The sequence below is a fragment of the Aliivibrio fischeri genome (assembly GCF_009727955.1).
In the GTDB taxonomy this organism is placed as follows: domain Bacteria; phylum Pseudomonadota; class Gammaproteobacteria; order Enterobacterales; family Vibrionaceae; genus Aliivibrio; species Aliivibrio fischeri_A.
Genome location: NZ_WOBR01000004.1, coordinates 677,570 through 697,882, shown reverse-complemented (window position 1 = coordinate 697,882; position 20,313 = coordinate 677,570). Strand labels below are relative to the sequence as shown.

Here is a 20,313-nt window from a genome sequence, read left to right as displayed (position 1 = left end):
AAGTATGAATCTTACTCAGCTACAGAAATTGGTTGGATTGGTGATATTCCCACTCATTGGATCGTTAAAAAAGCCAAATTTTTGTTCAACGAAGTGAATGAGCGCTCTATTGAAGGGAATGAAGAGTTATTGTCAGTATCACACCTTACTGGTGTTAGTCGCCGTTCCGAAAAAAACGTGACCATGTTTCAAGCTGAGGATTATACAGGCTCTAAATTGTGTAAGCCTGGAGACTTAGTTATGAACATTATGTGGGCATGGATGGGGGCGTTAGGAGTTTCAAATCTAGAGGGAATAGTCAGCCCATCATATGGTGTGTTTAGAACTAAGAGACCTAATGAGTTTAATTTAAAATTTTTAGAGTATTTGTTAAAGACGCCCAAATATATTGAACATTACAACAAGGTTTCAACGGGGCTACATTCTTCACGTCTACGCTTTTATGCTGATATGTTTTTTGACATGAAATTAGGTTTTCCTGACTTCAAAGAGCAGAACCTAATAATAGAGTTTTTGGATAAGAAAACATCGCAAATCGACGAAGCGATCGCAATCAAACAAAAGCAAATTGAGCTGTTGAAAGAACGCAAGCAAATCATCATTCAGCAAGCTGTGACGCAAGGTTTGAATCCTGATGTACCGGTGAAAGATTCGGGAGTGGACTGGATAGGTGATATTCCAGAACATTGGGATACAAAGAAACTAAAGTTTGTTTCTCATGGTTTTATGTACGGGACATCTGTTGATTGTAATTCTCTAGAATCGGGAACACCTGTATTGAGAATTCCTAATATAGATGAAATTACGATCAATTTATCAGACCTTAAATATGCCAATCTTAGTTCAGATGAGACAAAAAAATACTCGCTAAGTAAAAATGATATTTTGATAATTAGAACAAATGGCAACCCTGCATTGGTTGGAAAAAGTGCTATCGTTGATGCCGACGATTTGTGTTTGTTTGCGTCTTACTTAATTAAGTTGACTCCGAAAAGCAATATTGAGCCAAGCTTCCTAATCCATACAATGAACTCTTTCTCTGTTCGAGGTGCTTTAACCTACAGTGCTCGTACATCGGCGGGGAATTACAATTTGAATACACAAGCTCTTGGTGATTGTCATATCGCTTTTCCACCAAGAGAAGAACAAATTCAAATAGCTGATTTTGTAGACAGGGTGAGTGCAAAAACAGATCAGTCATTGGCTTTGGTTACGGAACAAATCGCCAAGCTTAAAGAATACAAAAACACTCTGATCAACAGTGCGGTTACTGGCAAAATTAAAGTGACGGAGCTTGCATAAATGGCGGTTGTTGTTGCCAGCTGCACACTAGAAAAGCTGTTTTCTGGTGTGCCGGTTTTAGCTTCAGACGGTAAGGTTGAAAAATACGTTCACGGGATGCTTGCCATCCCTGAATATCAACGTCCCTATCGCTGGAATGAAGAGCAAATAACACGTTTGTTAAATGACTTTAAGCTTCATAATCAAGAGCTAGTTGGTAAGCCTGAAACGGAGCATTGCCCATTTTATTTGGGCAGTGTCATTTTGCATCAACAAGGTGGCAAGCTGAATGTCATCGATGGTCAGCAACGCCTGACCACAATGGCTTTGATCTCTTATTTAGCCAATAAACATGCCGATCTTAAGCTAGTTTACGAGTCGCCAGAGAGTCAGCAGCAAATCAAACACAATCTTGGTTGGCTGTTTACCCAAGAAGCTTCATTGGCTGATATCGATTTTGCACAAATCAACATCACCTTGGTGGTAACAGATAGCGAAGATGAAGCCTACCGCTTTTTTGAAACCCAAAACACGGGCGGAGTGCGATTAGGTGGACCAGATATTATAAAAGCTCACCATCTTCGAGCGGTGGATGAAAAAGACAAATCTGCAGTAAACGCCTTTGCCACCCGCTGGGAGGCGCTTGGGGATTTAAACTCAGTGGTCGATATTTTGCTGCGCGGTCGCTATTGGCAATATCTGAACTTCCGAGACTACCCGCTGCACAACCAAACTCAGCAAGTGCGAAATAGTATTGTCACTGAACTGGCAGAGCACACAGGCAAAGGCGACGATATTGCTTTTGGACGAATTGCTCGCACTTACATGCCAAATGGCGGTGAGAGCTTGGCTCAGCCTCAAGTCGGTTACGAGTTGCGTCAGCCGTTAAATAGTGGCGCCAATACCATCCATTATTTGCAATATTTTGAGAAACTGCGCCAAACCTATTTGCTGAAAAACTCAACTCAAGGTGAGCTTGTAGGTTTTTACGAGTTCTATCAAAAGCTGGTGTGTCAACTTGATGGCTGCAGTTATCTTAAACAGCTTTATGACGCTTGCTTGCTGCTTTACATCAGCCAGCATGGGCAGCAAAGCCTAGAGATAGCAGCGAAAAAGCTATTTCGTGTGGTTTATTCTCGCCGAGTCGAGAACCAGAAAGCAGTAAAAGAGAAATCGGTTCCTGCTTTCGTAAAAGAAACCCCAGTGCTGGATTGGATTGCGATGAGCTATACCCCAGAGCAGTGTTTCGCACAGCTTGATGGTTTTAAGTTGTCGGTGGACAAAAGTGGCTTTGAAGAAAATAAAAACAGCGTTAAAAAACGTTTCGTAGAAAAAGTATCTCAATACTTTGGCCTTGATATAGACAAGCAAGATTATGCCAATCAATTTGGCCCTGCATTTAGCCAACACATCTCTGCGTTAGGAGCAAAATATGGGTGATCATTTATCGGTGCAAACTGAGCTTTTGACGCTCGAGAAAATCTATACCGACAACTACCAGTTTTCTATTCCTAGCTATCAGCGTCCTTATGTCTGGTCAGATGATGATGTCTTGCTGCTGTTTAGAGATATTAAAGAAGCGTGTCGATTAAAAGAGCCAAACTACTTTATCGGCACCATCCTGTCGTCTCGCATTGAACAAGATGGAGAGCGAATCTATGAGTTGATCGATGGTCAGCAGCGTACGACAACGCTAATGCTCATGACCATTGCTTTTAAATACGCAGGGATTAAATCTGATCTTGCAGGTCTTGCTGTTTATACATCGAGTAACGGTGAAGATAAGCCTCGTCTCCAGTTCTCAATTCGTGAGCAAGTTCAGCAACTTTTAGGTGGCCTAGCAGGGCTTAAGAACTATCAAGTGCCGTCTAAGGAAACGATCGCCGACAACGCTTATTTGAAACAGATGGGCGTGGCGTTAGATGTATTGACCAAAGAGGTAGAGAAGCTCAAATCAGACGGTTTGGTGAGTGCTGAAGCAATGGGGGATTACCTCTACCGCCAAGTTCAATGGGTGAACAATGTTGTTCCAACACAAATGGACTTAAACCGATTGTTCGCCACCATGAACACCGCTGGTATTCAATTAGAGCAAGCGGACATTTTAAAGGCGAAGCTGTTCAAACATATTCATACTGACAAAGCACAGTATGATGCAATGTGGGTGGCGTGTGAGCATCTGGAAAACTATTTTGAACGCAATGTACGCAAAGTATTTCCTAATGCGGATTGGTACCATATTGAACCAGAACATTTGGCATCTTTTGATGCTGAACGCTTCGCTGCAAAAGATGAAATGTCCGAGGAGTCATCTGGCTTGTCGATTGCTGAGTTAGCATCACAGGTTAAAGCAAGTTCAATTCCTGATAATACCAAGCAAGAGAAGTTTGAAACTTACGATCTGGACGTTGAAACAGTTTACTGTCGCCCAATCATCAAGTTCCCGCTGTTATTGATTCATGCTTACCGAGTCTATTTAGCGCTTAATAATCATAATGATGTTGCACCGCGCCTTCATAGTGATCGCTTGTTGGAGATATTTGAACCACTTATTAACGGTGATGAGCAATCGGTAAAACTGTTCATCGAAACGCTATGGCAGGTTCGCTACCAGTTTGACCGTTTGGTTGTGAAATGGGTTGAACGTGACGATACGACAGATGCGCAGCTTGGCTTAACTTATCAATCTCGCAGCAAGTCGAATGACACTTACTACATCAACCGAACGCAGAAAGAGCTGACGGATATTGTGCTTTTGCAAAGTGTTCGCAACTTTACCGGTGAGCGCAGCGCCCAGTATTGGTTAACGCCATTTCTTTCAGGCTTGATCCGTTCGAGTATCAAACAAGACTCTGAGGCGCTAGAGCTGCTTGAAAACATCGACAACAAAATGTCATTGTCTGTTGATACTCAAAAAGAGGCCAGCTTTGCACTGGCTGAGGGCTTGGAACCTAACTACCAGAGTTGGCAATCACAATCGACGTACTTTGAACAGTCGTTAGGGACGAGTTTCGAGCACTACTGGTTTCAGAAACTTGAATACTTGATTTGGAAGCAAATGAAGGCTTCAGAATCTTCGTTGTCTTCTGAAGAATTAAATAAGTTCAAAAAGTACCGAATTACGTCCAAAAACTCAGTAGAACATGTTCATCCTCAAAATGATGAGTATAAGAGTGAGTTAGCATATGAAACGTTAAACTCATTTGGTAATTTAGTATTACTGAGTCCGGGTGAAAACTCGTCTTATAGTAATCAAGACGTTGACAAAAAGCGCATTGATTTCGATAGGAAATCCCATTTTGATGCACTGAAATTAAGAGAGATATTCGGTGTAAAAGGTCAGGGACTATGGGGAAAGCAGCAGATAGATGACCATTTAGAAGACATGATGACTGTTTTTGAACGGCACTACGAAAATTAATAAAGACTCTGAATAATCAAAACAAACAACGGGGATTTATGGTTAGTAAAACAAATGAACAGGCGCTAGAGGCCGCAATAGAAAAAGGTTTAGCTGGTATTTGTAAAGAAGAGTTAGCACTGGGTGAAGCGCCTCTTAATTACAATAATGAGCTTTATCTTATTGGCTCTCCAAGTGACTTTGACAAACAGTACGCTTTAGATACCCGTTTGTTTTGGCAGTTTCTCGAAGATACTCAAGCGAGTGAGTTAGAAAAACTCAAACGTACCAGCCCCCACGACTGGCAGAGAAAAATCCTTGAGCGTTTTGATCGTATGATCAAGCGCCATGGTGTTTTGCGACTTCTGAAAAAGGGTCTAGAACTTGATGACGCGTTCCTAACGTTAATGTATCCAGCACCACTTGCAAGTAGCTCTGAGAAGGTAAAACAAGATTTCTCAGCCAACTTATTTAGTGTGACTCGCCAAGTTTGTTATTCCAATGCAAATCCATTGGAAGAAATAGATATGGTACTTTTCATCAATGGTATTCCGCTGATTACTCTTGAGTTAAAAAACCAATGGACGGGCCAAAATGCAGCTTATCATGGTCAGAAACAGTACCGTGATGATAGAGATGCAAAACAGCCTTTGTTGAACTTTGCACGCTGTTTGGTTCACATGGTAGTGGATACTGATGAAGTCTATATGACGACCAAATTGGCAGGTAAAAAGACATTCTTCCTACCGTTCAATAAAGGCTTCAACTTGGGTAAAGGAAACCCTACTAACCCATATGGTCACAAGACGGCTTACTTGTGGCAAGAGGTATTCCGTAAAGAAAGCATCGCTAATATTATTCAGCACTTTGTTCGTCTTGATGGTAGCAGCAAAAAGCAGTTGGATAAACGAACGTTGTTCTTCCCTCGATATCACCAAATGGATGTCGTGCGTAGCTTGGTTGATCACTGCTCAGTTAATGGTGTTGGGCAAACGTATTTGATACAGCACTCAGCGGGTTCAGGTAAATCTAACTCAATTACATGGGCTGCGTATCAGCTCATCGAAACTTATCCTATCAGCGATGATCTACCAGGGAGTAGAGGGAAAGAAGTGCCTTTATTTGATTCGGTCATTGTCGTTACAGACCGACGTTTGCTCGACAAACAGCTGAGAGACAACATCAAAGAGTTCTCAGAAGTTAAGAATATTGTTGCGCCTGCGTTTAAATCATCTGAGCTAAAGTCAGCGCTTGAGAATGGTAAGAAAATCATCATTACCACCATTCAAAAATTCCCATTCATTATTGATGGCATTGCAGATTTAAGTGATAAGCGCTTTGCAGTCATTATTGATGAGGCCCACAGCTCTCAGTCAGGTTCCGCTCATGACAATATGAACCGTGCCATGGGTAAAAAGGAAGTGGAAGAGCAGGAAGATGCTCAGGACAAAATCCTTCAGGCGATGCGTTTACGTAAGATGCGTGGAAATGCGTCGTATTTTGCATTCACTGCAACACCAAAAAACACGACTTTGGAAAAGTTTGGTCAGCGACAAGCGGACGGAACTTACGTTCCTTTCCATTTGTACTCGATGAAACAAGCCATCGAAGAAGGGTTCATTCTCGATGTTATTGCCAACTACACGACTTATAAGAGTTATTACGAGATTGAAAAATCAATCCAAGATAACCCTGAGTTCGACAGTAAAAAAGCGCAGAAGCGTTTGCGAGCGTATGTAGAGGCAAGCCAAGAAACGATAGATACCAAAGCTGAGATCATGCTTGAGCATTTTATTAAGCATGTGATTAACGGTAAGAAACTAAAAGGTAAAGGCAAAGGCATGGTAGTGACTCAAAATATTGAGTCAGCTATCCGCTATTATCGATCACTAAGAAGGCAACTCGATAAGATAGGTAACCCATTTAAAGTTGCCATTGCCTTCTCTGGAACCAAAGAGGTCGATGGTATTGAATACACTGAAGCCGATCTTAATGGCTTCCCTGAAGGTGATACCAAAGATTACTTTGATGTGAACTACAAGCTAAAGGAACCGGATTCTCCAATCCCTAAGCATGTAGATCAAGATGCTTTCCGTTTGTTGGTTGTGGCCAATAAGTATTTGACAGGCTTTGACCAACCGAAGCTTTGTGCCATGTATGTGGATAAAAAACTAGCGAGTGTGCTGTGTGTGCAAGCGCTATCTCGCTTGAACCGTTCAGCGCCAAAGTACGGCAAGAAAACGGAAGATCTGTTTGTGTTAGATTTCTTCAACTCAGTGGATGATATCAAAACCGCATTCGACCCTTTCTATACATCGACAACGCTTTCTGAAGCGACAGATGTTAATGTTCTTCATGAGCTAAAAGATGATATGGACGACACTGGTGTTTATGAGTGGTTTGAAGTTGAGGAGTTCAATAAGCGTTTCTTTGAAGGAAGAGATGCCCAGGACCTAAGCCCAATCATTGACATCGCAGCAGCGCGTTTTAACCACGAGTTAGAGCTTGAGAATGAATCAAAAATCGATTTCAAAGTGAAAGCCAAGCAGTTTGTGAAAATCTACGGTCAGATGGCATCGATTATGCCTTATGAGGTTGTTCAGTGGGAAAAACTCTTCTGGTTCTTGAAGTTCTTGATTCCAAAACTTTCTGTTGAGGACCCAGATAAAGAAGCACTAGATTCGTTACTAGATTCAGTCGATTTGAGCTCTTATGGGTTACAAAGGGTTAAGCTTAATCATTCAATCGAGCTAGATGACTCTGAAACTGAGTTAGATCCTCAAAACCCGAACCCGCGCGGAGCTCATGGTCCTGAAAGTGAAAAAGACCCGTTAGATGAGATCATCCAAATCTTTAACGAACGTTGGTTCCAAGGTTGGAGCGCAACACCAGAAGAGCAACGAGTTAAGTTTGTGAACATTGCTGAGAGTATCCGAAATCACCCAGACTTCGAAGCTAAATATCAAAACAATGCAGACCCTCATACGCGAGAGCTAGCGTTTGATAAAATGTTGAAAGAAATCATGCTTCAACGCCGTAAAGACGAATTAGAACTCTATAAGCTGTTTGCGCAAGATCCTGCTTTTAAAGCGTCTTGGACGCAAAGCATGCAGCGTATGGTTGGGATGTAAAGTCCCAATACTAAAGAATATTTTTATTAAATAACTAATTTTGGAAATAATTTGAATGACTAATAGCCTTAATCTTTCCAGCTTATGGCCAGACTTGAGCGGTCTAAATGTAATACCACCTCAAACACCTGAGCAATTGAGTGCTTTGTTTGTGGTTATTTTATGGGGCGTCGCTCTATTTTTCTTAATTTGCTCAGTAGTTGCATTTGTTCGGGCAATACTACGAGTAGTTTGGCTTAACAAGTCTCTGGATGATGCGGAGAAGTCGACTCCGTCAGGTGTTCGAAACGATTTGATTTTTAGAGCAGAAAAAAAGAAAGATTCAGTAGGGCACTTATGGCTTGAATTTGATGAAACATTACTCGAAGTAAAGGGGGCTGACGATGTGGTTCGATTGCATAACACATTTGATGCCGACTACTTTTTTAATAGCTCAAGCTTAGCTGGTGGTAGCACTGAAAACCGAATGATTGCAGCGGTGCCCGGATTTTTAACGGCACTGGGTGTTATAGGTACTTTTGTCGGTTTGCAGCTAGGGCTTTCAGATCTAAACATTGCGGGCAACGTTGATGTCAATGAAATGAAAAACGGCGTTGCTGGGGTGATTAATGGTGCAAAAATCGCATTTATGACATCTGTTTGGGGTGTCTTACTTAGTGTTGCATTCAACTTTTTTGAGAAAATACTTGAGCAAGTAATTAGAAAGAAAATTAAGTGTTTGCAAAACCGTATAGATAGGATGTTCCCTCGATTAAGTGCGGAATATCAATTGCAATCTATTGCCAATAACAGCCAGCAATCTCGAGAAAGTTTACAAGGACTTGCTGAAAAAATTGGTGAAAAAATGCAGGAATCGCTTGTTCAAGCTACACAGGGTATTCAACAAGGTCTTGAGAGTAGTCTGGAAAAAATTATGGCCCCAGCTATAAATAAGCTTGTTGATGAAACGTCAGACGGCAATCAAAAAGCACTTGAAAGCGTTCTTCAATCCTTCATGGATGGTTTTGGTCAACAAGGTGAACAGCAACGTGTGGCGATGGATTCAGCGTCTCAAAACGTAAATAAGACGCTAGAATCAATGAGTACTTCGATGGCTGCTTTCGTCAATAAATTGGAAGTTCAGCAAAGTGCATCTTCAGAAAGAGAGAAAGAACTGATTTCAACCATTTCAGTACAAGTTTCTGAGCTAATTACTCAGGGTAATGAGCAAAAACGTATTCTAACCGAGTTCGTAGAAAAACAAGTCTCCGAGTTAGGCGAACAGCTTACTAAAAGAGAATCAGCTGCTTCTGAGCGTGAACAGAAATTGGCTTCCTCCATGGAAAGTACGATTAAAGATTTAGTAGAAAATGTTTCAGCACAAAGCCAAGTGTTGACCGATTTTGTTCAAAATCAAGTTGGTCAACTTACCCAAACGTTCTCCGAACGTGATGGGGTGGCTAGCAAAATGGAAAAAGAGCGTAATGATATATTTGTGAATCAAACACAGGCGATGAAAGCTGGAACTGATGAGCTTCTAGCTCAAGTGAAAGCGGCGACTGAATCGCAACAAATCACATCTAATAATATTATTGAGCAAGGTAAACAATTGCAAAACAGCATTGATTCTTCTGTTTCGGCATCAGCTCGAGCTACAGAGAGTATGCAGCAATCTGCAAACGAGTTAAGAACTGCCGCTGATAGCATGAATGTGTTCGGTTCTAATATTAAAGAAGCTGGCAATAAATTATCTGGTGCTGTTACTGAAGCGGTCAATAGCACTAAGGATTTAGCAGAACAAAATCAGCTAGGCGTTGTGCGAATTCAATCGCTAAGAGATCAGTTGCTGGAAGATACAAGCAAGTTTGGTGCGATTGCAGATCAAATAAACAGTATGCTGAGTAGTGCTGAGCAGTCGTTTAGTACGCTTCGTACTAATCAGAATGAATTCCTTACAGAACAAAAGGAGAACCTGAACGAATTAACTTCAGAAATGAAGCGCAATGTTAAAGAGTTAACGGAGCAAATGACTCAACTTCTTGAAGATTATGCAGAACAAGCTAACGGACAAACGGCTGAGCATCTTAAAATTTGGGCTAATAGCAGTACACAGTATGCAGAGAGTATGAATACTGCAGTTAGAGCTATCTCTAGTGTTGTTGATGAAATTCAAGATAAAGTGAGCCAACATGCGTAGAGGTATTCGTTCGCATACACAAAACTCAGTAGATGAAGAAAATCCCTACTGGGTTTCATTTTCGGATCTAATGTCTGCTTTGCTCGTTATATTTATACTTGCTGCTGTTGCTCTGATTATTGAATTAACTCAAAAGACCAATGATGTTGAAGCTGGTATCGAAGAGCTTAAGCAAGCTGAGTTAGCAAGAAAGAACATTATTTATGACGTTCGAGATGAATTGGCGAAGAGAAACGTAATTGTTGAAATTGCTGATAACGATACGGTAATTCGGATCCCAGAAAGCACACTGACTTTTGCATCAGGTAAATCATCAATTCCGAACGATGCAATCATAGAGCAAGCAGTTAAGGACATAGGTGTTGTTCTTCATTCTGCAATTCAGAAGAAAGCGCGCTTTCAATATCTCGATACCGTTTTTATTGAGGGGCATACCGATAGCGATCGTATCCATTACAGAGGGAAAGGGAACTGGGGGTTATCTACTGATCGAGCAATATCTGTCTGGAATGTCTGGCAAAATGAACTGAGCTTAACGCCTAAACTCGGTGATTTAGAAAACGCATATCATGCAAAACTGTTCTCTGTTAGCGGCTATGCAGCGACAAGGCGTGCCAATCTACAAGAGTCGAATCAGCAAGAAAAGAGTCAGAACAGGCGTATAGATATTCGATTTACAGTTAAGAAGCCATCGATTGCTGAACTTGAGAGGATTGTTGGGCAGTGAGTTTAAATATAAAAAAGCTCAAAGTTAGTTTACCAGCTAATCCTTTTGGTCAAGCCATCAAGGATTTTGCACGTCTATCGAATCAGTTAGAAGTGTTGTCTAAGAGTGCTGGTATTGAGAATAATAAATTTAGAACAGCATATGGAGAGGTATGTAACGCGCTGGCCTCTAAAAAAAGAGTTGAAGACGTTTTGGATAGTTCAATACACGTTCGTGCTTTAGCTCTCTCGTTACATACGGATGCGAAGAAAAATGTCAGCTTTACGCGTCGATTGCTTAATAAGATCACTGAAATTGTAAAAAAGCCAAGCTCATTAGTTATAGAGTCTTTTTATCAACATTTCTTATCAGAATATGATCGACTGGCAGACTTGGAAGCTACGGCAGACTGGCTGTTGGATGCTAAAAGACGTAGAGGTAATAATGAACAGTTTGATGCAAATATATTGTCAATCAATGGCCCTAAATGGCTTGCAGAAAGAGCTATCCAAAGGGATGTGGATTTTGATCATTTAATTGCGGAGATGAAGCTAGAACGCTATGCAAATGGTCGTTATCTGACGGCAGCTAAAGGTATTTACTATATTGAGCAGTTAAATACGATACCATTGGGGCAAGATCACCCTCTTTTAGCGGAAGTTCAAAAAGAGATTGTTTTTGATTCTCTATATGATTCTGAAAGCTTGCTAGGGCATCAAATTCTTAGAATTTTGATTGGCCGCTCGATAGGTTCTCACATTAGTGAGTCTTGGATGAATGTGATCCTAGCAATTGGTGGTGATCCACGAGTGCCAAGTTCAAACCCAAGATACATAAAGTGGTGGAAGGGATTAGAATTAAACCTGATTCAAGCTGTTCGTGGATGGTTATCAAAACTAGATTTAAAGTTGTTCTTGGAAGCGTTGGAAGATTATTCATACTCTTCATTTAATTACGAGCTACAGAGGATGTACCCATCTAGGAGAAGTTTTTTAGAGGGGATGTTTGATGCGGGGGTTATTTTAAATACCCGGCTCTATTTGAGTCAGGATGCAGCAAGGTACTTGAAGAAAAATTACGATCCGAAGCATTTGCCAAATTTCTCTACAGTTAAAGATGGTGATAAATCCATAATTTATGTACAAATGAATGGTGCACACATGGTGGAGGGAAGCCATAGTTGTTATTTGTGGTTGTACCGCTATCTTGACCCTTCCGTTTGTGTTTTTAACTATAACATTGATAGGCCAACATATTCTCAACTAACCAGTGGGATTAATAATCAGATGACGCGATTATCGTCTGGAGCTGTAGCAAAAATAACACATTCTCCAGCAGGCTATTCATGGCAACGAAAAGCACTTACAGCATTAAGAGGGTTAGGGATTAAACTGACGCCTAAAGACGTGCTTTCCAATGAAGATTATATTGATTTTAAACAACGTTATGGGGTGCGAGAGTGGAGTTAACCTCTTTAATCAGTAAGTTTTTTTCTGGTTTAGATAAGTCATCTCAATTTGAGTTAGTCTGTGATGATAGCCTTGATTTTACTACTTCCAAGAAAACCATAGAGAAAATTAAAGCTGGTAAAGCTGATGAGTGGATAACAGCGCAATATGTTGCACTTAGAATGCTTGAAGAGCAGGGTGATGTAAGCTCATTCCCAGATGGCTTTATTATGCCTGCCGATACAGCGGTCAGACTCGATTCTGATTTGAGAGACTTGTTTAGCTTACCTCCGGTTTGGAAAGGGAACGTTGACGCTGATATTCAAGGAAAAGCTAGCACACCTACCTTTAACATTGACCTTTCGGTAACAACCAAGCAAGGTCGAACAACGCTAAATTATACAGTGGACGGTCCTTTCATTCGGTTTAGTCAAAATGAGCAGTACCTGTTAACGCCCGAGCAGCTTATGGTCTTTAACGCACATAAAGCCCATGAAAAGTCTGCTCGATCTGAATACGATAACTTACTTTACCTACACTCTTTACAAGAGGCTCAAAAGAGTGGTTGTAAGTTGAATCTAAAGCACTTTGAAAAGCTAAGAATACTGACGCCAAATAAAATCACAGTAGAAGCAGAACTGAATTCTCAAGGCGAGCTGATATTGACGCCAAACATGGGGCAAAGCGCGAGCCATGAGTCGATTCAAAAGGTTCTGGGACAGTTGCAAAGCGACAACGCGGTTACTCTGAAAGTGGGTGATGAAATAGTCTTGTTTTCTGAAGAAAAGCTCATGGCTGTAAAAGAAGTTATTAGCAACAGAGTAATACCTCAAAAACAAGTTAAAGCGTTCTTGGAGAACCCTACAGCATATATTGATGCGAGCTTAGTCGATCTTGATTTAGGTTTTTCTATCAGGGTTCATGGCGCGACAGTATTTAAGCACGCCTATTTTGGAGAGACCGATGAATCAGGCATTGATTGGTTTGGAGTCTCCTCTGCATCTGATGTAATCAATTCAATATCTAAGTTGACTGATAGTATTCGTGATAGAGCTACTCTTGATAACGTGGCCAAGAAGATTGAAGATGCTCAACAAACTGGAGCAACCGTTTTTGACTATGAAGGTAAATCATACGATATCAGTGATCCTGTTGCTGTTGATAAGGTTTTAAAAGAAATTGGCCATAAAATATCGAACTCTAATGTAGATAGCTCGAGCCAAGATGACCCAGAAGATGCTAAGACGGAATCGGAAAGTTCAGAAATACATGTTGTTGATATTGATTTAAATGATGAAGAACTGTCAGAAAATTCTCATAAAGTCGAACAACTTATTTCTGACATTTCATGGGATGGCGAGTTAAATTGGGATAACCACAAGCGGACACCTTATCCACATCAGGATATTGGTGTTCGTTGGATTTTAGGTGTTGAACAAAAAGGCTCATCAGACTCGAAAATTAGCGGAGCCTTGTTAGCAGATGACATGGGGTTAGGTAAGACCTTTATGGCTTTATCTGCAATCGAACATATTTATCAACGACAGAAAATTAGTAGTGAAACTAGAAAGCCTACACTGATTGTTGCTCCTTTGAGTTTATTAGAAAACTGGAAGGATGAAGTAGATAAAACTTTTACACACTCACCATTCAACGATGTGGTCATCTTGCAATCAGCTGCTGAGTTAAATGATTATCGAATGGGTGGTGTGGAGATCAGAAGTCAGAGTGGATCTGATGACAGCTTAGAACCCAAGTATTCATTAAAAGTTGGAAAACACTTTGGACCAGAACGTTTAGATTTACCAGAGCGTTTGGTTATCACAACATATCAAACTTTACGTGATTATCAGTTCTCTATGTGTTTAATTGACTGGGGGATTGTGGTTTTCGATGAAGCTCAGAATATTAAGAATCCTAATGCACTTCAAACTCGTGCAGCCAAAGGACTAAAAGCTGATTTTAAATTAGTTGCTACAGGTACACCTGTAGAAAATAGCTTAGCCGACTTTTGGTGTTTAATGGATACAGCTTGCCCAGGGTATCTGGGTAGCTATCAAGAATTCCGTACTCGTTTTATTTCGCCAATTCTTAAAGCTGCTGGTGATGAGGTTGAAGAAACAAGAGCTAGACTTGGAAGAGAACTTCGTATAGCTGTTGGGGCATTGATGTTGAGACGCATCAAAGAGGACAATCTTAAAGGTTTACCTCTAAAACATATGTATGCTGGCGGAGAATTCGAAAACTGGAAGTTTTTAGAAGAATTGAAGTCGACAATGGTTGGCTACCAGAGAGATGTTTACGAAGGAATCATTAGTAATCAACTCGAGAATGAAGATAGTCATGCACTTACCACTTTGATGAGGCTAAGAGACAGTTCGTTACATCCTAGGTTAAGTGATGGAGGTCGTCTTGATATCCCTAAAAATGCTAAATTATCACGAGCGTTATATGGTGAATCAGGAAAACTAGTTTCTTTACTTGAGACTTTAGACCGAGTACGGAGCAGACAAGAAAAGTGCATTATTTTCGTGGTAAATAAGCGATTACAAAGCTTTTTAAGTATTACTCTTGGTCAAATCTATGGTTTAGGACCACTTTCAGTGATTAATGGAGATGCTAAAGCAGTTGCTAAAAGAAAGTCAGTTCCTACGCGTAAATCAATGATTACTGATTTTGAAGCTAGAGAAGGCTTTAATTTGATTGTGATGTCACCAGTTGCTGCTGGTGTTGGTTTAACTGTCGTTGGTGCAAATCATGTTGTCCACCTAGAGAGACACTGGAATCCAGCTAAAGAAGCTCAAGCCACCGATCGAGTGTATCGAATTGGGCAAAAAAAAGATGTTCATATTTATATTCCTTTATTACATCATCCTCAACTGGAGTCGTTTGATGTCAACCTTCATAGGCTGTTAACGCAGAAAACTTTATTAAAAGATGCTGTTGTTACTCCAGAAGATGTTGTGCCGCAACCATCTGGTGTAGGTGGCAGTATTTCTGGGGAACTTATAAATAAGCGTATAACATCTGAGGAGTTGGATAAATTAAGTTGGCAGCAATTTGAAGCTTTATGTTTGACGCTCTTGTCACAGCATTATTGCAGTGATAACGCGTGGTTAACGAATGCAGGTGCTGACCATGGAGCTGATGGAGTCATCCTTACTCAGTCTGGTAATATCTTAATGCAGGCTAAATACACGCAACGAAGATACGATGGATATAAAGGAATACAAGAGATTCACTCTGCTAAGCCGATTTATGAATCAGAAATGCAGAAAACTTTCGACCGTTTAGTTTTTGTGACTAACTCACCATCATTAGCGAAGAGAACTGATGATATTGCTAAGACGTGTGGTGTTGAGATTATCGATAGAGCTAAGTTATTAAAATATCTTGATGAGAACAAAGTGACTTACAAAGATGTATTAACTCGCCTCGAAAAGCGGAGGCTTAAGGTGTAGGTATTTATGACTAAAGTTTCCATTTTTTAAAAGCACTATATTAATTAGAAAAGTATGGTTTAAAATTTAAATTAAACGAAGAAGTCCACCTAGTGTGGGCTTTTTTGTATCTGCGATTTGTTGTTTTATTCATTATTTTTAAAGGTGATTTTGTAATTAGAAGCTATATTTCAACCCTATTGAGAGTGTTGAGTATAGATTATCTAGGCCAGCTGCGTTTTCGAAAAAACTGGAATCATTTGTTTTGTTATTAACCTTTGTCATATCTGCATTGGCTTCAAAATATTTGGTATAAGCAATATTCGGTGTATAGATTCATATTTGGTTATAGTTAATCGATAGAGAAACGGCATCAGAGTATTCATTACTTTTTTCATAGAAAGTAAGGTTTCTTAGGTAGTGGTTATCAACATCTTTGGCTTTAACCCAAGGGCTTAATTTTAATAAAAAACTAAACTCAGAGTTATCTAGTCTGTATTTTCCTGTTAGCCCAGCATAAAACATACCGAATTCTTGCTTATAATCAATGCCTACAACATCAGGAAAAGTTCCCATATCAGTACCGTTGTTATATGAGTAAGTACCACCTAAATCCTCCCATTTGAATTGGTTATATTGAAATCCTCCTAAAGCGCCTATTTCGTAATTGTTTTGAATGAACAACCAATAAGTGGTATGTAAGCTCGCTTGATAAGCTTTTTTCAAGGTTGTTTTTGGACTTATAGATATATCAGTAGGAAAATGTTGATTTTCAATGAACCAATCTCGGTCTTCCATATGGGCGTTACCATCATCGGTTAATATAGACCAAAAATCACCCGTTAAAGTCCATCTTTGGTTAATATTCCAGTCCGTTTCTAATTTTATGATAGGAACATTATCGATTCTCCAATCAAGCTGACTTAGCTTTCTTCCAGTGTCGTCATATACAAGTTCTTTAGATGCTCCGTTTAAAACACCCAGTGAAAGGCCTAAAGATATATCTTTTTTATCGCTTTCAGCCATTGCTTCGGAGATTAAAACTAGGGGAGTGAGTATGAAAATTAACTGTTTCATAAGTATGTTTGATACTCCTATATTGTATATGTAAATTGGTTTTCTCGATGATGCTTTAAGAGTTCCTAATTAAGGTGGATGCCGTTTTAGCTATTTAAATAATGAAGCAAAAGGGATGCAGAATTAGCCTTCAATTGAGAGGCATTGTAGGTTGATCTATTTTGAAGGGTAATTGTAAGAAGTTACAGGTACTGCTCTAGGGTATCTTTGTTATATTGGTTTTATAAGTAGCAAATATAGGATACAAACATAGTAGACATTGATAAGGTGGTGTTTATTAATTTTACTGTGGATCCGTTATCTGTATAAATGCCATAAACTCAGCAGAATCAAATGATAAAACCATTTATTACTTGTGCATACATCTTATTTTTATGACAATACTCGAAATTATTTATCAAACAGATGAAGTTGTGAGAAAAGTATGAAACAGAAAAAAAGTATTATTCTGGTAGCGTCGCTAATGTCTTCGTTAGTTCTTACTGGTTGTGCGTCAAACGATGAGCTGATCGGACAACAAAAGCAGCATGCAGAACAAATTAACACCTTAGAATCAACAGTAAGTACGCTAGAGTCTCGAGTAACAACATTAGAGAACGAGTTACAAGCGCAAAAAGAAACTGATAAAGATATTTACCAAGAAGTAAACAAGCTAAATACAGAGCAAGGTAAATTGAAACAGCAAGCACAACAACAAGTTGAGCAAGCAGATAAGTTCTACACAATTAAACAAGATGATACGCTTTACAGCATTTCAGTAGAGTTTGGTTTAACAGTAGATGAACTACTTCAATTAAACCCAAAAATTGAAAACCCAAGACGTCTACTTATTGGACAAATTATCAACATCAAATAATGGTGTTAAATAAGTAACGAAAAGCCGCTAATCAATAGCGGCTTTTTTTATCATTAAGAAATGCACAGAGCGATTGGTAAAGATCTGCTTTTTACTTGATCGAGTAATAAACCGATTAATGCTTTAATAATTAACCAATTGTAGGACTTATTCTGTGATTATAATCGCTCAAATAAAAGCGATTATTTCCAGCCGATACATGTATTAGTTTCGGTATTAAAAAAATAATTATTTTTCAGTAGGTCTGTTTTTATCTTTTCTATTTTTGAGCATATTAAATTAACAGATTGATTTTCTGTTAATTTTTCTTTATCAATTGGAATACCATCAGAATCAATGAAGTTCTTTTTCATCTGAAGAGCTAATATAAATTCTAATTGAATCAGTGTAATAAAATAATTCTATTATCGGAAGTGTTAATATTAATATTTAATATGCATTCTCTCTTGTGATTTCTCAGGGTTATCTTTGATATGAGGAGTTTTAATGAAATTATTACAATACTATAAAAGTGTGTTATTTATCACTGAAAATAAGTGTTAAGTGCGAAACTATTCTTTAACAAATAATGAAAGTAGAGATGAATAGTGAATGAAAAATAATGACATAAAACTATCGATTCCTAGCATTAGACGTTCAAGATTAATAAATGTAATAAAATCGCATGGTTGCATCAGAATATTAGAAACTCATAATCCAATCTCAGCACTTATAGCAGAGAAAGCCAGTGCTAATGATAGTGATTCTGAAGAGAATGTTGAATATCAAGGTTTTTGGTCAAGTTCATTAACTGATTCGGTAAGTCAAGGTAAGCCAGATATTGAGTTGCTTGACATTAAGAACAGAATCTCAAATATAAGCGATATATTTGAGGTAACTTCCAAACCTCTAATTATAGATGGTGATACTGGAGGGAAAATTGAACATTTATCATTCAACATAAGGTCTCTTGAGCGACTTGGCGTGTCAGCAATTATAATTGAAGATAAAACAGGGCTTAAGAAAAACTCATTATTAGGTAATGAGGTTGAACAGAAGCAAGATACAATAGAATCATTCTGCACAAAAATAAAAAAAGGTAAAGAATCTCAATTAACAGAAGAATTTATGATTATTGCAAGGGTTGAAAGCTTAATTCTAGATGCTGGAATGGAGGATGCATTAGAAAGAGCTTTTGCTTATAGTGAAAGTGGTGCTGACGGAATAATGATCCACAGCCGACACCAAGATGGAAAGGAAATATTTGATTTTGCGAAACAATATAGATCTAAGTATCCAGATAAGATATTAGTATGCGTACCTACTAGCTACAATGAAATAAAATTCGATGAACTTAAACAAGCTGGCTTCAATATTGTTATTTATGCAAATCATATGCTAAGAGCAGCATACAAAGCTATGGAATATACATCTGAACAAATACTTAAAAATGGCAGAACATCTGAAATAGAATCTCACTTTCTATCAATAAAAAGAATGCTAGATCTCGTGCCTGGAACTCGGTAATGCTTATGTCTATATTTATATTAACATTAATGATTTTATCTCTAATATATAAGAGAAAATACATACCTTTGATTTTTATATTGCTAGGGGTTGTTGCTTCCTTGTTGAATGGCGTAGAATTACGAGAAATCGCTTTAAATTTCTCTAATGCATTAAGCTCTGTTTTTTTATCTATCGGTTTAAATATTGTTGTTATTATAGCGTTCTCTGAATATGTTAATAAAAATGGGGCAACAAAAGATTTAGTATTACTCGTTTATAAACCAATAAGTAAAATAAAAGATAGATACTTAATCCTTGCTATGTTTTATTTAATAGGATTAGCATTAAGCACAGTAATCACATCCGCGTCAGCTCTATCCATGATATATATGTCTACTGTATTCCCTATACTGATATCTAAGGGAATAAGTAAAGAAGGTGCAGCGGGAATGATCGCTTCAGTTGGAGTAATAGAATTTGGTCACTTAAAATCGAGTACTATTTTTATGGCTGAAGAGCAAAATAGATTAATAAATGATTATGTTATTAATGGACAATTATTTTTATTTATTGGTATCGCTATTGTCGGTGCAATTAGCCATTACTTCTGGCAACGTTACCTCGATAACCGTTTGACTAATGATAACGATGAAAAATCATTAACAGATAATCAAGATTATCAGCATAAAATCAGTATATTTACGGCACTGCTACCGTTACTTCCGTTATTTCTTATTTTACCTGAACATCTATTCACTAAACTAAACTTGCCACTTTGGACTATTGGGATGATATGTATTTCAATCTCGTTTATTTTAGATCTAAAATCCAATAAATTTAATGTTAAAGAACAATTATCTTTCTTTTTAACTAGCATTAGTAACTCATTTTTCTTTATCGTATCTGTCATTGTTGGCGGTAAATTTCTAGTCAATTCGTTACCGATAGAAAGTATTATTAATATTTATAGCCATATGTCTTTAGGTTCTATAAACCCGATTATTTTATCATCAGTATTATTATTGGCTATCGTGTTATTTTGTACTTTGCTTGGTTCTGGAACGGTCTCTTTTATTACAATAACGTCAATAATGTCAAAATTTAAAATCGTATCGATGAATCAGTTCAGTTCAACATTTACATCGATGCAAATGATATCAGGAATAGGAAGAACAATATCCCCTGTATCTCCAACTACATTATTATGCTCCCAAATTTCTGGAGTTACACTATCTAGCATAATACTAAGAAATATTGTCCCAACCATACTTATTGTAATTTTATCAATCATATACAGCAATATTTGAGGT

The 20,313-nt window shown here is 38.5% G+C and carries 11 protein-coding genes and 2 pseudogenes; 12 read left to right on the top strand and 1 reads right to left on the bottom strand.

Features of this window, described 5'->3' with window-relative positions:
- Nucleotides 1–27: 27 nt before the first annotated feature.
- From GNP81_RS19500 to GNP81_RS06555, 9 genes and pseudogenes are all read left to right on the top strand, one after another.
- Nucleotides 28–618, top strand: a pseudogene (locus GNP81_RS19500) (restriction endonuclease subunit S domain-containing protein); the annotation flags it as partial.
- A gap of 108 nt (nucleotides 619–726) precedes the next feature.
- Nucleotides 727–1,302 carry a restriction endonuclease subunit S gene (locus tag GNP81_RS19495; RefSeq protein ID WP_336495431.1) on the top strand — a complete coding sequence of 192 codons (576 nt, stop codon included), beginning with the start codon at nucleotides 727–729 and terminating at the stop codon, nucleotides 1,300–1,302.
- Nucleotides 1,303–2,721, top strand: coding sequence for a DUF262 domain-containing protein (locus tag GNP81_RS06585; RefSeq protein ID WP_155674412.1), 1,419 nt, complete (start codon nucleotides 1,303–1,305; stop codon nucleotides 2,719–2,721). It begins immediately after the preceding gene.
- The gene (locus tag GNP81_RS06580) at nucleotides 2,714–4,702 is read left to right on the top strand and encodes a DUF262 domain-containing protein (protein ID WP_155674413.1); all 1,989 of its coding nucleotides are present in this window, start codon (nucleotides 2,714–2,716) and stop codon (nucleotides 4,700–4,702) included. Before GNP81_RS06585 ends, GNP81_RS06580 begins: the two co-directional genes overlap by 8 nt.
- A 38-nt stretch (nucleotides 4,703–4,740) precedes the next feature.
- On the top strand, nucleotides 4,741–7,812 hold the full coding sequence (locus GNP81_RS06575; RefSeq protein ID WP_155674414.1) for a type I restriction endonuclease subunit R: 3,072 nt from the start codon (nucleotides 4,741–4,743) through the stop codon (nucleotides 7,810–7,812).
- 55 nt (nucleotides 7,813–7,867) lie between these two features.
- Complete coding sequence (zorA, locus tag GNP81_RS06570; RefSeq protein WP_155674415.1) at nucleotides 7,868–9,988, top strand: anti-phage ZorAB system protein ZorA; 2,121 nt, start codon at nucleotides 7,868–7,870, stop codon at nucleotides 9,986–9,988.
- Nucleotides 9,981–10,715, top strand: coding sequence for an OmpA/MotB family protein (locus GNP81_RS06565; RefSeq protein ID WP_155674416.1), 735 nt, complete (start codon nucleotides 9,981–9,983; stop codon nucleotides 10,713–10,715). The genes zorA and GNP81_RS06565 overlap by 8 nt, the downstream gene beginning before the upstream one ends.
- Nucleotides 10,712–12,163, top strand: coding sequence for an EH signature domain-containing protein (locus tag GNP81_RS06560; protein ID WP_336495422.1), 1,452 nt, complete (start codon nucleotides 10,712–10,714; stop codon nucleotides 12,161–12,163). The genes GNP81_RS06565 and GNP81_RS06560 overlap by 4 nt, the downstream gene beginning before the upstream one ends.
- Nucleotides 12,154–15,603, top strand: coding sequence for an SNF2-related protein (locus GNP81_RS06555; protein ID WP_336495421.1), 3,450 nt, complete (start codon nucleotides 12,154–12,156; stop codon nucleotides 15,601–15,603). Before GNP81_RS06560 ends, GNP81_RS06555 begins: the two co-directional genes overlap by 10 nt.
- 156 nt (nucleotides 15,604–15,759) lie before the next feature.
- Here GNP81_RS06555 and GNP81_RS06550 read toward each other — a convergent pair.
- Nucleotides 15,760–16,608: pseudogene (locus tag GNP81_RS06550) on the bottom strand (omptin family outer membrane protease).
- 475 nt (nucleotides 16,609–17,083) lie between these two features.
- Here GNP81_RS06550 and GNP81_RS06545 point away from each other — a divergent pair.
- From GNP81_RS06545 to dcuC, 3 genes are all read left to right on the top strand, one after another.
- Nucleotides 17,084–17,515 (top strand): LysM peptidoglycan-binding domain-containing protein, encoded by a 432-nt coding sequence (locus GNP81_RS06545; RefSeq protein WP_005419142.1) that lies wholly within the window; start codon nucleotides 17,084–17,086, stop codon nucleotides 17,513–17,515.
- Between the two features lie 591 nt (nucleotides 17,516–18,106).
- Nucleotides 18,107–19,021, top strand: coding sequence for a phosphoenolpyruvate mutase (aepX, locus tag GNP81_RS06535; protein ID WP_005419153.1), 915 nt, complete (start codon nucleotides 18,107–18,109; stop codon nucleotides 19,019–19,021).
- A gap of 5 nt (nucleotides 19,022–19,026) precedes the next feature.
- Nucleotides 19,027–20,310: a C4-dicarboxylate transporter DcuC gene (dcuC, locus tag GNP81_RS06530; protein WP_236798275.1), complete on the top strand. Its 1,284-nt coding sequence runs from the start codon at nucleotides 19,027–19,029 to the stop codon at nucleotides 20,308–20,310.
- The last annotated feature ends 3 nt before the right edge of the window (nucleotides 20,311–20,313 follow it).